Here is a 17,020-nt window from a genome sequence, read left to right as displayed (position 1 = left end):
TGGCTCCGCGTAAATGGAATCGTACATGCAGTTGAAAATAAAATTGAAAATAAAAATAAAGTTGAAAATAAAAATGAAATTGCGTACACGAAAATCCCCGCTCATGGCTGATGGCCATGGCGGGGATTTCTGTTTGGGATAGCGCCGCCAGTCCGGGTCAGACTGTGGCCGGTCGGGCTTTGGCGCAGCGCTACGGGGCTTCACGCTCGATACGGACGGCGCAGATTTTGAATTCCGGCATCCGGCTGACGGGATGCAGCGCATCGCTCGTCAGCAGGTTGATACCATGCTCGCCGCCCCAGTGGAATGGCACGAAAATCGTCGTCGCATGAATATCCGGCACGACCTTCACGTCGAACACCATGGAGCCGCGCCTGGTGGTGAGCCGGATGCGGTCGCCCGGCCGGAGCAGGATTCGCTCCGCGGCGGAGGGGTGAATCTCTGCCACGGGGAACGGCGCTTTCTTCAAGAGCGCCGCCGTGCGCCTCGTCTGCGCGCCGCTCAGGTAGTGATTGCCGAGCCGGCCGGTCGTCAGAATGAACGGATATTCGCGGTCGGTCGTCTCGGCGGGCTTTTGCGGGGCGATGCCGTGCAGCTTGGCGCGGCCGGTCGCCGTCGGATATGCGCCGTTCTCGAACATGCGCGGCGTGCCGGGATGGTCCGCGGAAGGGCAGGGCCAGTAGAGGCCATGCTTTTCTTTGATTCGCGCATAGCTCATGCCGCCGTAATCGGCGGGTCCGCCCGAGCTGGCCCGGGCGAGCTCGTCGAAGACGGCCTCCGGCGATTCGTACCGGAACGACTCGCCGAATCCCAAACGGTCGGCCAAAGCGGAGATCAGCCGATAATCTTCCATGACCTCGCCGGGCGTCCGAAGCGCGCGCGGCCGGTGGAAGACCCGGCCCTCCAGGTTCGTCAGCGTGCCCTCGGCTTCCAGAAAAGATGAGCCCGGCAGCAGCCAGTGCGCATAAGCGGCGGTCTCCGTGGCGAACAGGTCGACGACGACGAGCAGCTCCAGCTTCTGCAGCGCTTCCGCCACGCGGGCGTTGTTGGGGCTCGAGACGAGCGGATTGGAGCCGAGCACGATCATGGCCTTGATCTCGCCGTCCAGGATTTTGCCGAACAGCTCGTAGGCGGATACGCCTTTGCCCGGCAGGTCGTTCGGATCGACGCCCCAGACGCCGGCGACGTGCCGCCGCGCTTCGGGATCCTCGATCGACCGATAGCCGGGCAGCTGGTCCGCCTTCATGCCGTGCTCGCGGCCGCCCTGTCCGTTGGCTTGACCCGTGACGGGGCCGAAGCCGCAGCCGGGACGGCCCATTTTGCCGGTCAGCAGGCAGAGATTGATGTAATTGAGCGTGTGCTCCATCCCGTTGACCTGCTGCTCGAGCCCGCGGGCGGTCAGAACGACGCCGGTTTGGGCGCGGGCGAAACCGCGGGCGATCGTCCGAATGACTTCGAGCGGGATGCCCGTGTACATGGCGACCGTGTCCGGGGAGAAGCCTTTGACCGCCTCGCGAACGTCATTTAAGCCAGTCGTATGCGCGTCGACAAAAGCGGCATCGTAGAGGTTCTCGCTCAGGATGACGTGAAGGAGGCCGTTGACGAACACGGAGTCGAAGCCCGGCTGCAGCGAGACGTGGATGTCCGCAAGCTTGGCGGTCATGGACTGCCGGGGATCGATCGTGACGATCTTGGCTCCGCGCTTCTTCGCGGCGAGCAGATAGGGAACCATCGTCGGCTGGCATTCGGCGATATTGGTGCCGGCCAAAATAATATAGTCGGCCATCTGCAGGTCGTCGAGCGGTATGCTCATGCCCCGGTCGATGCCGAAGGCGCGAACCTGCGCGGCGGCCGCGGAGGACATGCAGTACCTGCCGTTGTAGTCGATGTATTTGGACCGGAGGGCGACGCGGGCGAATTTGCCGAGGAGGTAGCAGACCTCGTTCGTGAGCGAACCGCCGCCGAAGACGGAGACGGCGTCGGCGCCGTGCCGCTCTTGAATCGAGCGGATGGAAGCGGCGATGCCGTCCAATGCTTCTTCCCAACCGGCCCGCTGCCAAGGGGCTCCCGGTAAGGCTGCGCCTGCCCGGCGCTGCGGCGCCAGCAGCCGCTCTTCATGAACGACATGGCCAAGCGCGTTCAGCCCTTTCTGGCACAGCCTTCCCGTAGCGACGGGGAAGTCCGGACTCGGCTTGATGTCGAAGCCGAGTCCGCCGGCAGCAGGGAGCAGCTCCATTCCGCACTGCATGCTGCAGAAGCAGCAGTGCGTGCGGATGCGTGCCAAGGCCGGATCGGCCGCAAGCGGAAGGACAGCGTTCATGGCGACTCCTCCAGTCCGAGTTAGCATTTCAAGGTACAGCATGTGGAGATTCGGCATGAGGACGCCGCCGGGGGCAGTCCTCCGAACTCCAAAGGTAAGCGCATCTGTCTAAACCGTCTGCCCGATCGGCTTATTGCGCCTAAGAAGCAGCAAGTCGAATCGAATTTCGACTCTGCGACCCAATCATCCGCTAGTCAGCCCATGCATCGGCTTGTCGTACAGGGCATCCGTCTGTCCGTTCATCTGCCTGTCTGTGGCAAACTTCAGTCCGCGAATCCAAGCTTCTTCGCGTCGATCCAAGCCGTTAGGAAGCGGCGCTTCCCTGCACGTTCGCATCGACGCGGGCTTTGCCGCCGCTGCCGATCCATGTTCTCTTCCACGCGCCTTGGATAGCCACAATCAGGACGATGCAGACGAGCGCCACGCCGCTCAAGATCAGGAAGCCCGGCGTATACGAGCCGGAGGACAGCTTCAGGCTGCCGAGAATCTTCGGCAGGAAGAAGCCGCCGAGCCCGCCCGCGGCGCCCACGATGCCGGTCACGATGCCGATCTCGTTCTGAAAGCGGAGCGGGACGAGCTGGAACACGGAGCCGTTGCCCATGCCGAGCGCCATCATGCCGATGAACAGCAGCACGATCATGACCGGCAGCACGGGGAGCGTCGAGATGCAGCCCATCATGATGGCGACGACGCCGTACAGCAGCATCAGCATGCGGAGACCGCCGACCCGGTCGGCCAGCCAGCCGCCCACGGGCCGGAAGAAGCTGCCGGCGATGACGCAGAGCGTGGCGAAGTCGGCGGCCCGCACCGGGCTCAGGCCGTACTGGGTGTTGAAGAAGATGGTCAAATAGTTCGCCATGCCGACGAAGCCGCCGAACGTGACGGCGTAGAAGATGCAGAACATCCAGGTATCGCGCTGCTTCAGCACGGCGCCGTAATCCGAGAGCTTGCGCGGAGCGGGTTGGTTCGGGCTGTCCTTCGCCAGGATGGAGAAGACGATAAACACGATTACGATCGGGATTAGGGCAAAACCGAACACGACATGCCAGGTGCCGTAGTGCTGCGCGATCCGGTTCGCGAACAGCGTCGCGAACACGGTGCCGCTGTTGCCGGCTCCCGCGATGCCCATCGCGAGGCCTTGGTATTTCGGCGGGTACCAGCGGCTCGCCAGGGGCAGGGCCGCGGCGAAGGAGGCACCGGCGATACCCAGCATGAGCGCGACGGCATACAGCTCATTTAGCGAATCGACGAATTGCCAACCCCAGACGAGCGGAACCATGGTGAGAAGAAGGCCCATTTGACCCGTGCGCTTCGCGCCGATCACGTCCGTCAGGTAGCCCAGCACGAGCCGCAGCACCGATCCGCCGAGGACGGGCAGGGCGACTAGGTTCGCCTTTTGCGCGGCATCCATCGGGTAGTCGCTCATAATGACCACGGCAAGCGGGCCGAGCAGCGACCATACCATGAAGCTCAAATCGAAATACAGGAAGGCGCTCAGCAGCGAGGGGGCGTGCCCGCTCTTCAAGAAACTTTTACGGTCCATCATATTGTAAAACTCCTCTCCGAATCTCCGAATTTATTCGTTCTTCTCTCTCTGTGGACTGCAAGGCAGCGGAAGGACGATCCGCGTCCGGTGCATGCATAAGGGCCGTTCACTCGAGTGCCGCGCTGCCGCAGCCGTGCGTAAAGCAATAAAAGGCCGCATCGCAGTTGGGGAAACTGCAATACGGCCTCATTGCCATCGGCAGCACGTCGGTGTGCTTGCCGATTTAACGTCGTTCGATACACATCTTTGTGATCTTAGTTTGCATTATAGTGGCGGATGAAACCACATGTCAAGATAGCTGACACAAAAAATAAAGAGGTCCATTTCGCAGCCAATCATTCGCCTCAGCCGTGAATGAGCTGGTAGACTTTCACGATCGAGGCGGATACGTCGCCGATCCGCTTGCGCTCGTTCATCGCCTGCTTGCGGAGGAAATCATAGGCCTCCGACTCGCTGATTCCTTTGATCTCGCAGAGTACGGCCTTTGCCTGATCGATCCACTTGCGTTCCTCGATCCGCTGCATCAGCTGCTCGCGTTCTTCCGCCCAGCGCTTGCGCTGTTGGAAGACTCGTTGTCCCCAGCCCAGCGCCACGTTCATCTCGAGGCTGTTCATGGAACCGAAGAGGACGCCGTCGAGCGTGTAGCCCCAGTCGATGTTTTTGGGTATCGCGCCGTCCGTGCACAGCCACAGCGTCGGCACGCGCCGCATGCCGGCAATCGTGGACTGCCACCCTTGCAGCGCATCCATCGGAACATGGAGCACGACGACTTCCGCATCGCCGACGAACTTCCGAGCCTCCTCCGCGTTCGCCGCCCGGTGAAGCGTCTTGCAGTTCTGCTGCAGGCTGTGCAGGGAGATGGGAGGTCTTCCTTTTTCGAGCAAAAGAATGGATTTCACGATGATCACCTCACTGGACGGGGCTGGGGTTCCATATTGTTGGGTAGGAATGGGGTGTATAGATTGAAATGTAATGTAACCTAACGTTAATGACACGATAAACCGGCTGATAAAAAGAAGCTACTGGTAGTATTATGAAACAATGCCCCATTACGTGTCAAGATAGTTGACATATATCTGATTACGAACTATAATCGAGTCAAGATATTCGATTCGACGGCACAATGGCGTGCCTCTACGATCTGGCAACGGAGCCTATCTCATGCGTCTTCTTCTCTTTGACGCGGGGATGGGCTTTTTCTGATTTCCGGGCAGCACGGCGCGGCGCATGATCAGCGCAGGCAGCAAGTCTCATCATTACTTTACGATATAGGAGAGATCGCCATGAAAAAGAAACTCGTCATGATTGGAAACGGTATGGCCGGCGTGTCCTTCGTCGAACAGCTGCTGAAGCTGAGCCCGAACCGGTATGACATTTCCATCATCGGAGCGGAGCCTCATCCGAACTATAACCGTATCATGCTCTCGTCCGTTCTTGCGGGCGACGCCAGCATGAATGATATTGTGCTTAACGATTGGGATTGGTACCGAGATAACGGCATCACGCTGCTGGCCGGGCATGAGGCGGTCGGGGTAGATGCGGAGCGGCGGACGGTGTCCACGAAAACCGGGGAGACGCTCGCATACGACGAGCTGGTATTCGCGACCGGATCCCTGCCGTTCATGCTGCCGATTCCGGGAGCCGACAAGGAAGGCGTCATCGCATTCCGCGACATCAAAGACTGCGAGACGATGATGGAAGCCGCCAAGCATTACCGGAAGGCCATCGTGATCGGCGGGGGCCTGCTCGGTCTCGAAGCGGCGCGGGGGCTGCTTAATCTCGGCATGGAGGTCGGCGTCGTCCATAACGGTCCTTGTCTGATGAACCGGCAGCTCGACGAGACGGCATCGCGCATGCTGCAGGCGGAGCTGGAAGGCCAGGGGATGAAGTTCCTGCTGGCTAAACAGTCCGCTTCCATTACGGGCGAAGCGCGCGTCACGGGACTGACGTTCAAGGACGGCACGCACGAGGAAGCCGATCTGATCGTGATGGCGATCGGTATCCGGCCGAATGCGCAGCTCGCGAGCGCCGGCGGCGTCTTGGTGAACGACGGCATCGTAGTGAACGATTATATGGAAACGAGTATCCCGAACGTCTACGCGGTCGGGGAGTGCGTGGAGCATCGAGGCGTGGCCTACGGACTCGTAGCCCCGTTGTATGAACAAGGCGCTGTCTTGGCCAAAAGGCTGGCCGGCGTGGAGAGCGACGGCTATCATGGCTCGGTTTTGTCGACAAAGCTCAAAGTATCCGGCGTCAACGTCTTCTCGGCGGGACGCTACACGGATGAACCCGGCACGAAGGCGCTTCGCGTCCAGGACGAATTGGACGGTATATATAAGAAGGTTGTTTTCGAGAATGGCAGAGTCGTGGGCGCGGTGCTGTTCGGCGATACGAGCGACAGCTCCAAGCTGTTCTCGGCGATCCGCAGTGGGAAGGACTACACGGGGAAAGAGAAAGAGGTCCTGTTCGGCCCTTCCGGCGGGGCGGGCGGCAAAGAACCTGCGGGCGACGCGGATCTCGTGGCGGCCATGAGCGGCGACGAAATCGTCTGCGGCTGCAACGGCGTGACGAAGGATACGCTGCTTGAAGCCATCGCGGAGAAAGGCTGCGTCAGCGTCCCCGAGCTGAAAGCCTGCACCAAGGCATCTGCCGGCTGCGGCGGCTGCAAGCCGCTCGTGGAAGCGATTCTGACGACGACGCTCGGCGCCGATCAAGTGGCCGCGGTAAAAGAAGGCATCTGCGGATGCACGACGCTGTCCCGGGACGAAGTCGTCGGCGCGATCCAGCAGATGCGCCTGACGACGACGAAGGAAGTCATGCACGTGCTGGAATGGAAACATCCCGAAGGCTGCTCCAAGTGCCGGCCGGCGCTGAACTACTACCTGGGCATGGCATTCCCGGAAGAGCATGAGGATGAGCAGGAATCGCGCTTCGTCAATGAACGCAATCACGCCAATATTCAGAAGGACGGCACGTACTCCGTGGTGCCGCGCATCTACGGCGGCGTGACGACGCCGGAGGATCTCAAGCGGATCGCGATCGTGGCCGAGAAATACCAAGTGCCGCTCGTCAAATTCACCGGCGGTCAGCGGATCGACCTGCTCGGCGTGAAGAAGGAAGACCTCCCGGGCATGTGGAAGGACCTCGATATGCCGTCCGGCTATGCCTACGGCAAGTCGCTGAGAACGGTGAAGACCTGCGTCGGCAACACGTTCTGCCGCTTCGGCACGCAGGATGCCATCAAGATGGGCGTCGACCTGGAGAAAAAATTCGAACGTCTGAATACGCCGCATAAAGTGAAGCTGGCCGTATCCGGCTGCCCGCGCAACTGCGCGGAAGCGACGATCAAGGATCTCGGCGTCGTCGCGATCGACGGCGGCTGGGAGCTCTACGTGGGCGGCAATGGCGGTACCCGCGTCCGGGCGGCGGAACTGCTCACGAAGGTCAAGACCGAGGAGGAAGTACTCTTGTGGACCGGCGCGTACCTGCAATACTACCGCGAAACGGCGAATTATATGGAGCGCACGAGCGAATGGTCCGTCCGCGTCGGACTGGATACGATCAAGAAGGCGCTGGAGAAGCAGGAAGACCGTGACGCGCTGAACGCTCGCATCGACCAAACGCTGAAGCTTACGAAAGATCCGTGGAAGCAAATCATCGAGAGCGACGAGCTGCGCAGCGCGTTCGAAGCGCTGACGGCGACGGGAAGCTCGGAAGCTGCCGCGCAGGCTGACGTGAAGTAAGCGGCGGTATCCATTACGGCACGATAGTGGCTTCAAAATATATAGAGAGCGGCCGCCGCAGCTGACGGCGCCGCATAAAGGAGTGGAAGAGCGATGAATGGAGTGGCGGCAGGGCATATTTCCGAATTACCCGAGCGATCGGGGCGGGTCTTCCGAATGGGCAGTTTGGAGCTGGCCCTGTTCAAATTATCCGACGGTACGGTCAAAGCGGTCGAGAATCTGTGTCCCCATAAGCGGGGGAAGCTCTCGGAAGGCATCGTCTGCGACCATCACGTCTATTGCCCCTTGCATGATTGGAAGATTGATCTGCATGACGGCCTCGTGCAGGCGCCGGACCAGGGATGCGTGAATACGTATCAGGTCGAGGTGGACGGAAACGGCAATGTGATCGTGTATGTGAAGGACGCGGCCGAATCGGCCTAAGGCAGTCGAGAGGATACCCGGACGGCGGCATGGACGGATGAGATCGGGAGGCGATGACGATGGCGAGATTGGAAGGCAAGGTCGTTGCGGTGACTGGCGCGCGCAAATGGGATGACTTCAGCAGAATGGTGGCGAAATTCGGCGGCACGGCGGTATCCCGGCCGGCGCAGGGAACGGTCTACCTGGACGAATCGAGCATCGAGGCGCAGCTGAAGGCGCTCATCGCCCGGCCGGCGGATTGGCTTCTATTGACGACCGGCACGGGGACGGAAGCCCTGCTGGAATCGGCGGACCGGCTGGGGCTTCTCATGCCGTTCCTGGCCGCGCTCGGGCGGATGCGCATTGCGGCACGCGGCTACAAGACGGTGGCCGCGCTGCGCCGGTTCGGTCTGGCGCCGGACGTGCGCGACGAGGACGGCACGACGGCCGGCCTGCTTCGCGCCATGGGGGACTGCGATCTGAACGGCCGGCTTGTCGTGCTTCAGCTGTACGGCGATCCGGCTCCGAAGATTACGAGCGAGCTTGCGGCCCGGGGTGCCGTCTGCGAGGAGTTGCTGCCGTACCGTCAGCTTCCGCCCGAGGACGGCGAAGTCGGCCTGCTGCTCGACGAGATTATCCGCGGTCAAGTGGACGCCGTCGCTTTTACGAGCACCGCCCAAGTGCGCTGCGTCATGGGCTTCGCGGCTGAACTGGGCAAATTGGATGCCGTACGGGAGGCGTTCGCGGGCCGGGTGCTGGCGGCGGCCGTCGGCAAACTGTCGGCGGAGGCGCTGCATGAGGAAGGCGTGGAGCGGGTGCTTTTCCCGGAGGAAGAGCGAATGGGCAGCATGGTGGTCGCCATCCGGAAGTTCTTCAGTGCGGCAGCCGAAGATCACGTCGCTTAAGGAGGAACGCGCATGGGTCATAGCGGAATAGTCTACTTAACCGGCGCGGGGCCGGGCGATCCCAAGCTGATTACCGTTGGCGGCTTGGAGAGCATTCGCTGCGCGGATGTCATCATCTACGACAGGCTCGTATCCGATGCGCTGTTAATGGAAGCGCGCCGAGGCGCGGAGCTGCTTTACGTCGGCAAAGCATCGGGCCATCATACGCTGAAGCAGGACGAGATCAACGCGCTGCTTGCCGAGCATGCGGAGCGCGGGCTTACGGTGACCCGCCTGAAGGGCGGCGATCCGTTCGTATTCGGCCGAGGCGGCGAAGAAGCGGCGTATCTGGCCGAGCGGGGCATTCGGTTTGAAATCATACCGGGCGTCTCCTCTTGCATCGCCGCGCCCGCCTATGCCGGCATTCCGGTGACGCACCGAAAGCTTGCCGCATCGTTCGCCGTCATCACGGGCCATGAGTGCGCGGATAAAGACGGCGCCTGCGTGGACTGGGGGTGGGCGGCGGGCGCGGAGACGCTTGTCGTCCTGATGGGGCTGCAGCAGCTGCCCTATATCGTCGAGCAGTTGCTCGGCAACGGCAAGTCTCCGGTCACGCCGATCGCGCTGATCCAGAGCGGCACGTTGGCGGAGCAGCGGGTAGTCGTCGGTACGTTGAAGACGATCGCGGCGATGCCGGAAACGGCGGAACTGAGCAGCCCGGCGGCCATCGTCATCGGACCGGTCGTCACGATGCGGGATAAGCTGCGGTGGCGCGCGGTCGAGGCGGTTCTGCAGGATTAATCCGTTCCATATTAGCTTCGATAGCACAGAGGTTAGGTTATCCAGGGCAGCCGTATTCCGATGTAATCGGGGTGAGGCTGCTTTGTTTGTGGCGGGGTACTAGGAAATTAAAACAGGGGCTGGAGCGTGAACCCCGCACCCCCGTAATCACACAATCACGCAATCACGCACCCCCGCACCCCGCACCTTCGTGCCCGGTACCTCGTAGCCCCGCACCTCCGTGCACCGTACCTCGTAACCCCGCACCCGCACCCGCACCCGCACCCGCACCCCGCACCCGCACCCCGCACCCGCACCTCGCACCCGGCACCTGGCTGCCCACCACACCCGTCGTTTTTGGTATAATTCACTGCATATAGCTAAGGAGGTGGATGGAATGGCGGGAACCGTACGAACGGGAAGCGCTGCAGCCTATGCCGACAAGCTGGAGACGTTGCTTCGCAGCCATGCGAACGCGGAGCAGACGGTCGAGATGAAGGCGTACATGCGGGATCAGTTTTCTTTTCTGGGTATTCGTACGCCGGAACGGGCTGCGCTGACGAAGCCGTTCATGAAGGAGCATGGCGTGCCGGCAATGGACGAGCTGGGGTCGGTCGTCCGCTTGCTATGGGCGCTGCCGGAGCGGGAGTTCCATTATACGGCGATGCTGCTTATGGAGAAGCGGAAGAAGGAGCTGGGCCCGGAGCGGATGGAGCTGTTGGAACATCTGATTACAACGAAATCCTGGTGGGATACGGTGGATTTGCTGGCTAGTCACTTGGCAGGCGCGGCGTTCGGCAAGCATCCGGAGCTGGTGCCGGCGTATGTGGAGAAATGGATCGGCTCGGACAACCTGTGGCTTCGCCGTAGTGCCATTCTATATCAACTCGGGTATAAAGATCGCACGGATGCGGCACTGCTGTTCTCGCTCATCCGCCGCACGGCGCACGAGAGTGACTTCTTCATGCGCAAAGCGATCGGCTGGGCGCTGCGAGAGTACGGGAAGAGCGACCCTGACGCGGTGCGTGCCTTCGTTCGCGAGACGGAACTGTCTCCGCTCAGCGTGCGCGAAGCGCTAAAACATATCGGTGAATGACAGTGCCGTATGGTCGGTGCAAATGATGTCGACGTATAGTTGCGGCAAAAAGAGGAAGGCTGGCGGGTTTGAGCGAGACATGCTCGGATTCGGTTGGTAGATATGCATGAGAGCAAGTAGTCGAAACCCGCCATAGCTGGCTCTCATATGAAGGGCTGATAATGAAAGTTGCATGGAATACATAAATCATGTGGCGATTTGCCCTGCCTACTATGCAAAGTTGCATAAACTACACAAAATAACGGTGAAATGGTTCATATCGGGCGAAATCGGGCGAAATTCTTGCAGTATCTACATAAATTCAGTTTTTTCCAAGTTTTTAGGCTGGAAAAGGTGCACGTTATACAACTTTGAGCCAATAGAGTGGAATCCAGCTTCGTTGGCATCGGATTATGAAATCCGGAGCTCCGATTAGAGATCGTTTCTGCTGCCTAACATCTAGCCAAAATGCCAATTGACGGAGGGGCAGGAACCGTGATATTCTTAATTCCAACAAAGTAGGTAGGAATTATAGGAATAAGGTGGTGCCGAACATGAATCATCCCATAACAATCAAAAGCGGCGATATCGAGCTGGCAGGCGTGCTGCAGTACCCGGTCGTAAAGGAAGGCGCTAGATACGCGGAGAAGTATCCGCTTGTCATCATCTGCCACGGGTTTGTAGGCAATCGGATGGGAACGGACCGCTTGTTCGTAGAGGCGGCGGAACGATTGACCAAGAGCGGCTATCTCGTGCTGCGCTTCGACTACGGCGGCTGCGGCGAAAGCTCCGGCGACTATGGCAGCGGCGGCTTGGACGAGCTGATCGCGCAGACGCGAACGGTCATCGATTATGCGTCGGGTCTTGATTTGGTCGATTCGGAACGGCTCATTCTCCTGGGGCACAGCCTGGGCGGCGCGGTCGCCGTACTGACGGCGGCGCGGGATACGCGCGTGAGGTCGCTGGTCCTATGGGCGCCGGTCGCGCATCCGTACATGGATATCCGCAACATTATCGGCACCAAGGCGATCAAGGAAATCGAGACCGTCGGCCAGACGGATCATTTGCATTACTTGTTCACGAAGCGCTTCACCGACTCGCTCGCCCAATATCAGCCGCTGACGGAAACGCGCGCGTACGCCGGCGACGTGCTCATCGTCCATGGTTCGGGGGATACGGTCATTCCGGTGGACTACTGCTTCTTGTATCAGAAAATGTTTTGGCTCCGCAAGGAAGGCAATTGCGATAAGGAAGTCATCCTGCAGGGGAACCATACCTTCTCCAGCAAAGCCTCCCGCGACGAGCTGTTCGATGTCTCGCTTCGTTGGATCGACGGCATCGGCAAGCGCCGGGGCGACTGGAGCCAGTGGACGATTTAAGCTGATTGGTTTGCGTAGGATGATTGGTTTGCGTTCGCTGTCGGAAGACAGGGAATGCAGCATTCATCCTTTCCGACGAAGGTCAGAGAACGCAGTATACAGCCGCTTCGTAAGCATAGAGATTGGTTTGCGCAGGATGATTGGTTTGCGTTCGCTGTCGGAAGACAGGAAATGCAGCATTCATCCTTTTTCCTCATGAGATGTTTAGCCTTCCTCCTCTGACCAGGGCCGAACTGCAACATTTCGCGTGTCTTCTTTCGTCGGATAGGGTAAGACTAGGAAGACATCCTTGAAACGAGTGGAGACTTATATGATGAAAAAAATAGGGCTTATCCTGCTGGCGCTGTCCATCGCCCTTGTGAGCGGCTGTGGAACCAGCGAAAATCACGAAGGAACGACCGGCGGCGGGACGACGCCTTCGGGCAGCGTCGAGCCGCCGAAGACGCCTGCGGATGGGAATCCGCCTTCGCAAACCCCGGACCAGCCGGATCATACATCCGGGAACGAACCTTCGCAGCCACCGGCGGAACCGAACGACTCCGGAAGCGCGCCGTCCCAGCCGGCGGACCCTGAGGAACCGGCAGAACAGCCGCCTACGCCTGCTGAGCTTGCCGCGGAGCAACTGAAGCGGATGTCGCTTGACGAGAAGCTGGGCGAGATGGTCATCGCCGGGCTCGACGGGACAGAGGCCAGCGCGCAGACCAAAGCTTTGATTCAGCAGCAGCATGTCGGCGGCTTTATTTTCTATAAGAATAACGTCACGACGCCGGCGGGCGTGGCTGCGTACGTCAATCAGCTCAAAGCGTGGAACAAGGCTAATCCGTCGCCGCTGTTGATCTCTGTGGATCAGGAGGGCGGCCGTGTCAGCAGGCTGCCGGGCTTGCTCAAGTTTCCCGCGGCGAGGGTAATCGGCGATACGGGGGACGTGTCGTACGCAAGCGCGATCGGAAGCGCGCTCGGGCAGGCGAGCAAACTGATGGGCTTCAACGTGGATTTTGCCCCAGTGCTGGATATCAACAGCAATCCGGACAACCCCGTCATCGGCGATCGTTCCTACGGCACGACCTCGAAGCGGGTGACGGATATGGGCTTGGCTGTCATGGAGGCCATTCAGAAGAAGGGCGTCATTTCGGTCGTGAAGCATTTTCCGGGGCATGGAGACACGTCGGTGGATTCCCATCTCGAGCTGCCCGTCGTGAACAAGAGCTTGTCCCAGCTGAAAAAGTTCGAATGGCTGCCGTTCCAAGCCGCAATCAAGGATGGCGTGGACATGGTAATGGTGGCGCATATTCTGTTCCCGAGTATCGACAAAGCCATGCCGGCATCCCTCTCCAAGACGATCATCACGGATCAGCTGCGCGGGGAGCTTGGCTATCGCGGCGTCGTGATTACGGACGACATGACGATGGGCGCGATCGCCAATCATTTCGGACTGGCGCAGGCTGCGGTCACAACGGTGAAAGCCGGCAGCGACATCATCCTGCTCGCGCACGGTTACGAGGATGCGAAGACGGTATTGACCGCTTTGAAGCAAAGCATCCAGAAGGGCGGCCTGACGGAGAAGCGGATCGACGAGAGCGTTATCCGCATTCTGACGATGAAGCAGAAATACAAGCTGAGCGACGCAGCCGTTGGCGCGCATCCCGACGTCAGCGGCGTGAATGCAGCCATCAAGAAAGCTATCGCCGGGCACTGACCGGGAAGACGGCCGGTTTATAGAGAACGGCAGGGACGGATATGGCGTGATAAAGGCCGTTCTCGACGGCAGCGCAGGCTGTGCGGGGAACGGCTGATTTTTTATTCCGTGGGAATCCTAAGCGGGTAAAGCCATACGGATGGATGAATAGCGTTCGACGAATGCCGAAGTTCAAGGAGGTACGGAATGCCGGTTATCGATGAGAACATCGTCTCCATGCTCGATCAGAACATCGAGACGATTAAAAGCAAGAGCGGCACGATTATTTTGGTAGGGCCGATTAAGCTGCCCGTCAATTTGGATGGAGAAACGGTCGAATTCCAATGGTACTGCTGGCTGCCGTGCCGTGATCTCGTTCATAAGGAAGGCGGCTGCAAGGAGACCGAACGGACGGAGTTTCTGATCGAGCAGCTGTCGGCCTCGAATTTGGCGGAGAAGCAGCAGTCGAGCGTGCTCGTGCATGGCGATTTTGCGAACGGCGAGGATGCGCTCATCCGCATGCACAGTATCTGCCATACGGGCGACATCTTCGGCAGCAAGCGATGCGATTGCGGCTATCAGCTGCATCAATCGATGAAAATGATCGTTTCTCACGGAAACGGGGCGCTCTTCTACCTCGCCAACCACGAAGGCCGCGGCATCGGGCTGTTCAGCAAGGCGATGGCGTACCTGCTGCAGGAGAAGGGCTACGATACGGTGGAAGCCAATCTGGAGCTCGGCTTCAAGGACGATACGCGCAGCTATGACGATACGCTGGTCGTGCTGAAGCATCTGCGGAGCAAGCCGGTGACTTTGATCACGAACAATCCGCGGAAGCTGGAGGCGCTCAAGGCGTCCGGCATGAACGTGGGCGGCCGCGTGCCGCTGTGGGGCGACGTGTCGGATTTCAACCGCAAGTATTTGCAGACGAAAGTGAACCGATCGGGGCATTTCAGCGAAGAATCGACGATTCCGTGAGAGCTTGAACGCCGTCGTATGAGAATAGAAATAGCAGCATTGAAATGAACCCGCGCCGGAAATGGCGCGGGTTATTTCGGTTTGCGGTCCTGAATCCGGATCTTTCTAAGTTAAGCGGAGCGTGGCGCCCATAGCATGATGGACACGCCGACAATGCAAACCGCCGCGCCGACCCAATCGTAGGCATCGGGTGCTTTGCGGTCGACGAGCCAGCCCCAGAGCACGGCAAGGACTATGAACACGCCGCCGTATGCGGCATAGACGCGACCGAAGGAGGGGAAGCTTTGAAACGTCGGAATAACGCCGTAAGCAACGAGCACGAGGCTTCCGACGAGTCCGAACCAAAGCGGTTTGGCCTCTTTGAGCCAAAGCCATACGAGGTAGCCGCCGCCGATCTCGGCGATGCCGGCAAGCAGGAAGAGCAGGATGGCGATAATCATGGGAGCTCCTTTCGGCGGTTAGGCATGGACATGAATGCGGAGTGCCGGATAAGCGGCGCGGATCGCCTCCGCGCGTGCTTGTATCTGCGCGCGATCGAAGCGTCCGGCGAATAGCTCCGGATCGGGCTCGAACGTTACGCTTGCCCCGGTCTCGGCCGTCATGCCGATCGTGAGCAGGGGGTGCTGCGGAATGCCGTGCTTGTAGCTTTGGCGCGAAATCTTTCCTTCCCGCCGGACCTCCACTTGCAGCTGCGTGGACATGGCGTTGACGACCGCGATGTTGATGCCTTTGGCGCTGCCGGGTACGGCGACTTCAGCTCCCTGAATGGCCAGCTGCCGCAGGTCGGTCATGACGGCGTGCAGCCAAGTGCGTTCCGTGCCGGTTCCGCCGAGGAGCGAGGTCGGGATACCGCGGCCGTTATCCGCGACCGTGATGGACGTGTCGTGGAGGAACAGGTCAATGTCGCTGCAATAGCCGGCCTCATATTCCATCAGAGCATTCTCGAGCACCGCCCACAGCAAAGCATGCGGGTCGCAATTGCCGGGTATGATCGCCGAGCCCAAATAGTCGTCCGCCCGCTCCCTGACCGCGGTCATATCTATATAATCGCTCGTATCGCTAAGATCATTCACGGCCGCCAGGAGCAGCAGAATCGGAAGCAGGCGCCGGGGCTGAACGGAATAAGCGCCGCCCCGCTCCTCCTGCCGCAGCAGGTCGGCCCCTGCCATCGCCTTGATATGATGGTACAACTGTCCGGTCGTGCCCATCTGCAGCTGCTCGACCAATGCGGTCCCCGTCTGCGGCTGCTCGAGCAGCGAACGCAAGATATCCAGCCGCTGCTTATGGCCAAGCGCAGCCAACACCTTCGCCGCCCGGTCGCTGTCGAATCGAAGCAGCTCATCCGCAATGCGCTCCTGGGGCTCCCACTTCAACAGGGTATTCTCCTGCCGAAAAGTGCCGGCATAATGCACGGCCCCTTGAGCAGGCGCCTGCTCATCGGCGGCAACCAAGGGAGCGGCACTGCCCGCCCGAGCAGCGGGCGGCCGCCCAATCAGGTCCTGCAGCTGCAGGACCTGCGCCTTCAGCCAATCCAACTCTGCTCCGAAATTCCGTTCGTCGTTCATTCTCATCACCTCGCGATTAATTAGTAATTACGTAATTACATAATAACATAATTAACCAGCCATTTCCAGTGGGCATGGCACCGATACGAACGTAATTGAAGAAAGAAACGGCCGCGCAGAGACCCAATTACAACGCGGCGAAGATGTAGCAGGCAAAAGGCACCAAGCGCGGCACGTAGGGGGAAGGGAGAAGTACCCGTGTTTACGAACTACCCCGCCGACACAGACGCTAGAAGTGAAAAGCGCAGCTCATGGAGGGGAGCGGGGGCCCCCAAGGTTGCGCATTACCCCGCCGCGCAGGTTTTGCGAATGGGAGTATCTTTGGTGCGAAGCACCACGGGAGCGCCCATGGGCGAAACCGAAGCTCCGAAGTAAAAGGTGCCAAGCGAAGCGCACCTACGGGGAGATGGGGGGACCCCCAAGGTTTGTGCACTACTACCCCGCCGCGGAGGTTTTGCGAATGGGAGCGACTTTGGTGCAAAGCACCACGAGAGCGCCCATCGCAAAACCGGAGCCTGACTTTGGTGCGAAGCACCACGAGAGCGCCCATCGCAAAACCGGAGCTACGAAGTGAAAGGTGCAAGCGAAGCGCACCTACGGGGAGAAGGGGGGACCCCAGGGTTTGTGCACTACCCCGCCGCGCAGGTTTTGCGAATGGGAGCGACTTTGGTGC

13 protein-coding genes are annotated in these 17,020 nt (G+C 60.0%); 8 read left to right on the top strand and 5 right to left on the bottom strand.

The features are described from left to right. Positions 1 to 190: 190 nt before the first annotated feature. The 3 genes from GT003_RS29330 to GT003_RS29320 all read right to left on the bottom strand — a co-directional run bounded on the left by GT003_RS29330 (position 191) and on the right by GT003_RS29320 (position 4,765). Positions 191 to 2,320: a molybdopterin oxidoreductase family protein gene (locus tag GT003_RS29330; RefSeq protein WP_239565912.1), complete on the bottom strand. Its 2,130-nt coding sequence runs from the start codon at positions 2,318 to 2,320 to the stop codon at positions 191 to 193. A gap of 304 nt (positions 2,321 to 2,624) precedes the next feature. Continuing rightward, on the bottom strand, positions 2,625 to 3,863 hold the full coding sequence (locus GT003_RS29325; protein WP_161704765.1) for a nitrate/nitrite transporter: 1,239 nt from the start codon (positions 3,861 to 3,863) through the stop codon (positions 2,625 to 2,627). 347 nt (positions 3,864 to 4,210) lie between these two features. Further along, entirely contained in the window at positions 4,211 to 4,765 is a 555-nt protein-coding gene (locus GT003_RS29320) for an ANTAR domain-containing protein (protein WP_161704707.1), read from the bottom strand. A gap of 384 nt (positions 4,766 to 5,149) precedes the next feature. Here GT003_RS29320 and nirB point away from each other — a divergent pair, with 384 nt between their 5' ends. The 8 genes from nirB to GT003_RS29280 all read left to right on the top strand — a co-directional run bounded on the left by nirB (position 5,150) and on the right by GT003_RS29280 (position 14,782). Next, on the top strand, positions 5,150 to 7,609 hold the full coding sequence (nirB, locus tag GT003_RS29315; RefSeq protein WP_161704705.1) for a nitrite reductase large subunit NirB: 2,460 nt from the start codon (positions 5,150 to 5,152) through the stop codon (positions 7,607 to 7,609). Between the two features lie 93 nt (positions 7,610 to 7,702). Next, positions 7,703 to 8,032 carry a nitrite reductase small subunit NirD gene (gene nirD, locus GT003_RS29310; RefSeq protein WP_161704703.1) on the top strand — a complete coding sequence of 110 codons (330 nt, stop codon included), beginning with the start codon at positions 7,703 to 7,705 and terminating at the stop codon, positions 8,030 to 8,032. Positions 8,033 to 8,091: 59 nt separating this feature from the next. Next, entirely contained in the window at positions 8,092 to 8,916 is an 825-nt protein-coding gene (locus GT003_RS29305; protein ID WP_161704701.1) for a uroporphyrinogen-III synthase, read from the top strand. 12 nt (positions 8,917 to 8,928) lie between these two features. After that, a complete protein-coding gene (cobA, locus tag GT003_RS29300) occupies positions 8,929 to 9,696 on the top strand; it encodes a uroporphyrinogen-III C-methyltransferase (RefSeq protein WP_161704699.1) in 768 nt (255 codons plus the stop codon). A 376-nt stretch (positions 9,697 to 10,072) separates the two neighbouring features. Further along, positions 10,073 to 10,771: a DNA alkylation repair protein gene (locus tag GT003_RS29295; RefSeq protein WP_161704697.1), complete on the top strand. Its 699-nt coding sequence runs from the start codon at positions 10,073 to 10,075 to the stop codon at positions 10,769 to 10,771. Positions 10,772 to 11,304: 533 nt separating this feature from the next. Continuing rightward, complete coding sequence (locus tag GT003_RS29290) at positions 11,305 to 12,129, top strand: alpha/beta hydrolase family protein (RefSeq protein ID WP_161704695.1); 825 nt, start codon at positions 11,305 to 11,307, stop codon at positions 12,127 to 12,129. A gap of 313 nt (positions 12,130 to 12,442) precedes the next feature. Further along, a complete protein-coding gene (gene nagZ, locus GT003_RS29285) occupies positions 12,443 to 13,825 on the top strand; it encodes a beta-N-acetylhexosaminidase (RefSeq protein WP_161704693.1) in 1,383 nt (460 codons plus the stop codon). Positions 13,826 to 14,011: 186 nt separating this feature from the next. After that, a complete protein-coding gene (locus tag GT003_RS29280) occupies positions 14,012 to 14,782 on the top strand; it encodes a GTP cyclohydrolase II (protein WP_161704691.1) in 771 nt (256 codons plus the stop codon). A 110-nt stretch (positions 14,783 to 14,892) separates the two neighbouring features. Here the strand turns inward: GT003_RS29280 and GT003_RS29275 are convergent, their stop codons facing one another. Both GT003_RS29275 and GT003_RS29270 read right to left on the bottom strand, forming a co-directional pair. Continuing rightward, complete coding sequence (locus GT003_RS29275) at positions 14,893 to 15,222, bottom strand: YnfA family protein (protein WP_161704689.1); 330 nt, start codon at positions 15,220 to 15,222, stop codon at positions 14,893 to 14,895. A gap of 18 nt (positions 15,223 to 15,240) precedes the next feature. Continuing rightward, positions 15,241 to 16,347, bottom strand: coding sequence for a helix-turn-helix domain-containing protein (locus tag GT003_RS29270; RefSeq protein WP_161704687.1), 1,107 nt, complete (start codon positions 16,345 to 16,347; stop codon positions 15,241 to 15,243). Positions 16,348 to 17,020 lie beyond the last annotated feature (673 nt).

This window comes from Paenibacillus sacheonensis, from assembly GCF_009909195.1.
Taxonomy (GTDB): domain Bacteria; phylum Bacillota; class Bacilli; order Paenibacillales; family Paenibacillaceae; genus Paenibacillus_Z; species Paenibacillus_Z sacheonensis.
The sequence above is the reverse complement of the archived record's forward strand: the minus strand, read 5'-3'. Positions and strand labels throughout refer to the sequence as shown.

Coding starts and splice junctions, on each gene's coding strand:
- GT003_RS29305 (WP_161704701.1), top strand. CDS start 8,092: ATGGCGAGATTGGAAGGCAAGGTCGTTGCGGTGACTGGCGCGCGCAAA.
- GT003_RS29290 (WP_161704695.1), top strand. CDS start 11,305: ATGAATCATCCCATAACAATCAAAAGCGGCGATATCGAGCTGGCAGGC.
- GT003_RS29330 (WP_239565912.1), bottom strand. CDS start 2,320: ATGAACGCTGTCCTTCCGCTTGCGGCCGATCCGGCCTTGGCACGCATC.
- cobA (WP_161704699.1), top strand. CDS start 8,929: ATGGGTCATAGCGGAATAGTCTACTTAACCGGCGCGGGGCCGGGCGAT.
- nagZ (WP_161704693.1), top strand. CDS start 12,443: ATGAAAAAAATAGGGCTTATCCTGCTGGCGCTGTCCATCGCCCTTGTG.
- GT003_RS29270 (WP_161704687.1), bottom strand. CDS start 16,347: ATGAACGACGAACGGAATTTCGGAGCAGAGTTGGATTGGCTGAAGGCG.
- GT003_RS29275 (WP_161704689.1), bottom strand. CDS start 15,222: ATGATTATCGCCATCCTGCTCTTCCTGCTTGCCGGCATCGCCGAGATC.
- GT003_RS29295 (WP_161704697.1), top strand. CDS start 10,073: ATGGCGGGAACCGTACGAACGGGAAGCGCTGCAGCCTATGCCGACAAG.
- nirD (WP_161704703.1), top strand. CDS start 7,703: ATGAATGGAGTGGCGGCAGGGCATATTTCCGAATTACCCGAGCGATCG.
- GT003_RS29280 (WP_161704691.1), top strand. CDS start 14,012: ATGCCGGTTATCGATGAGAACATCGTCTCCATGCTCGATCAGAACATC.
- GT003_RS29325 (WP_161704765.1), bottom strand. CDS start 3,863: ATGGACCGTAAAAGTTTCTTGAAGAGCGGGCACGCCCCCTCGCTGCTG.
- nirB (WP_161704705.1), top strand. CDS start 5,150: ATGAAAAAGAAACTCGTCATGATTGGAAACGGTATGGCCGGCGTGTCC.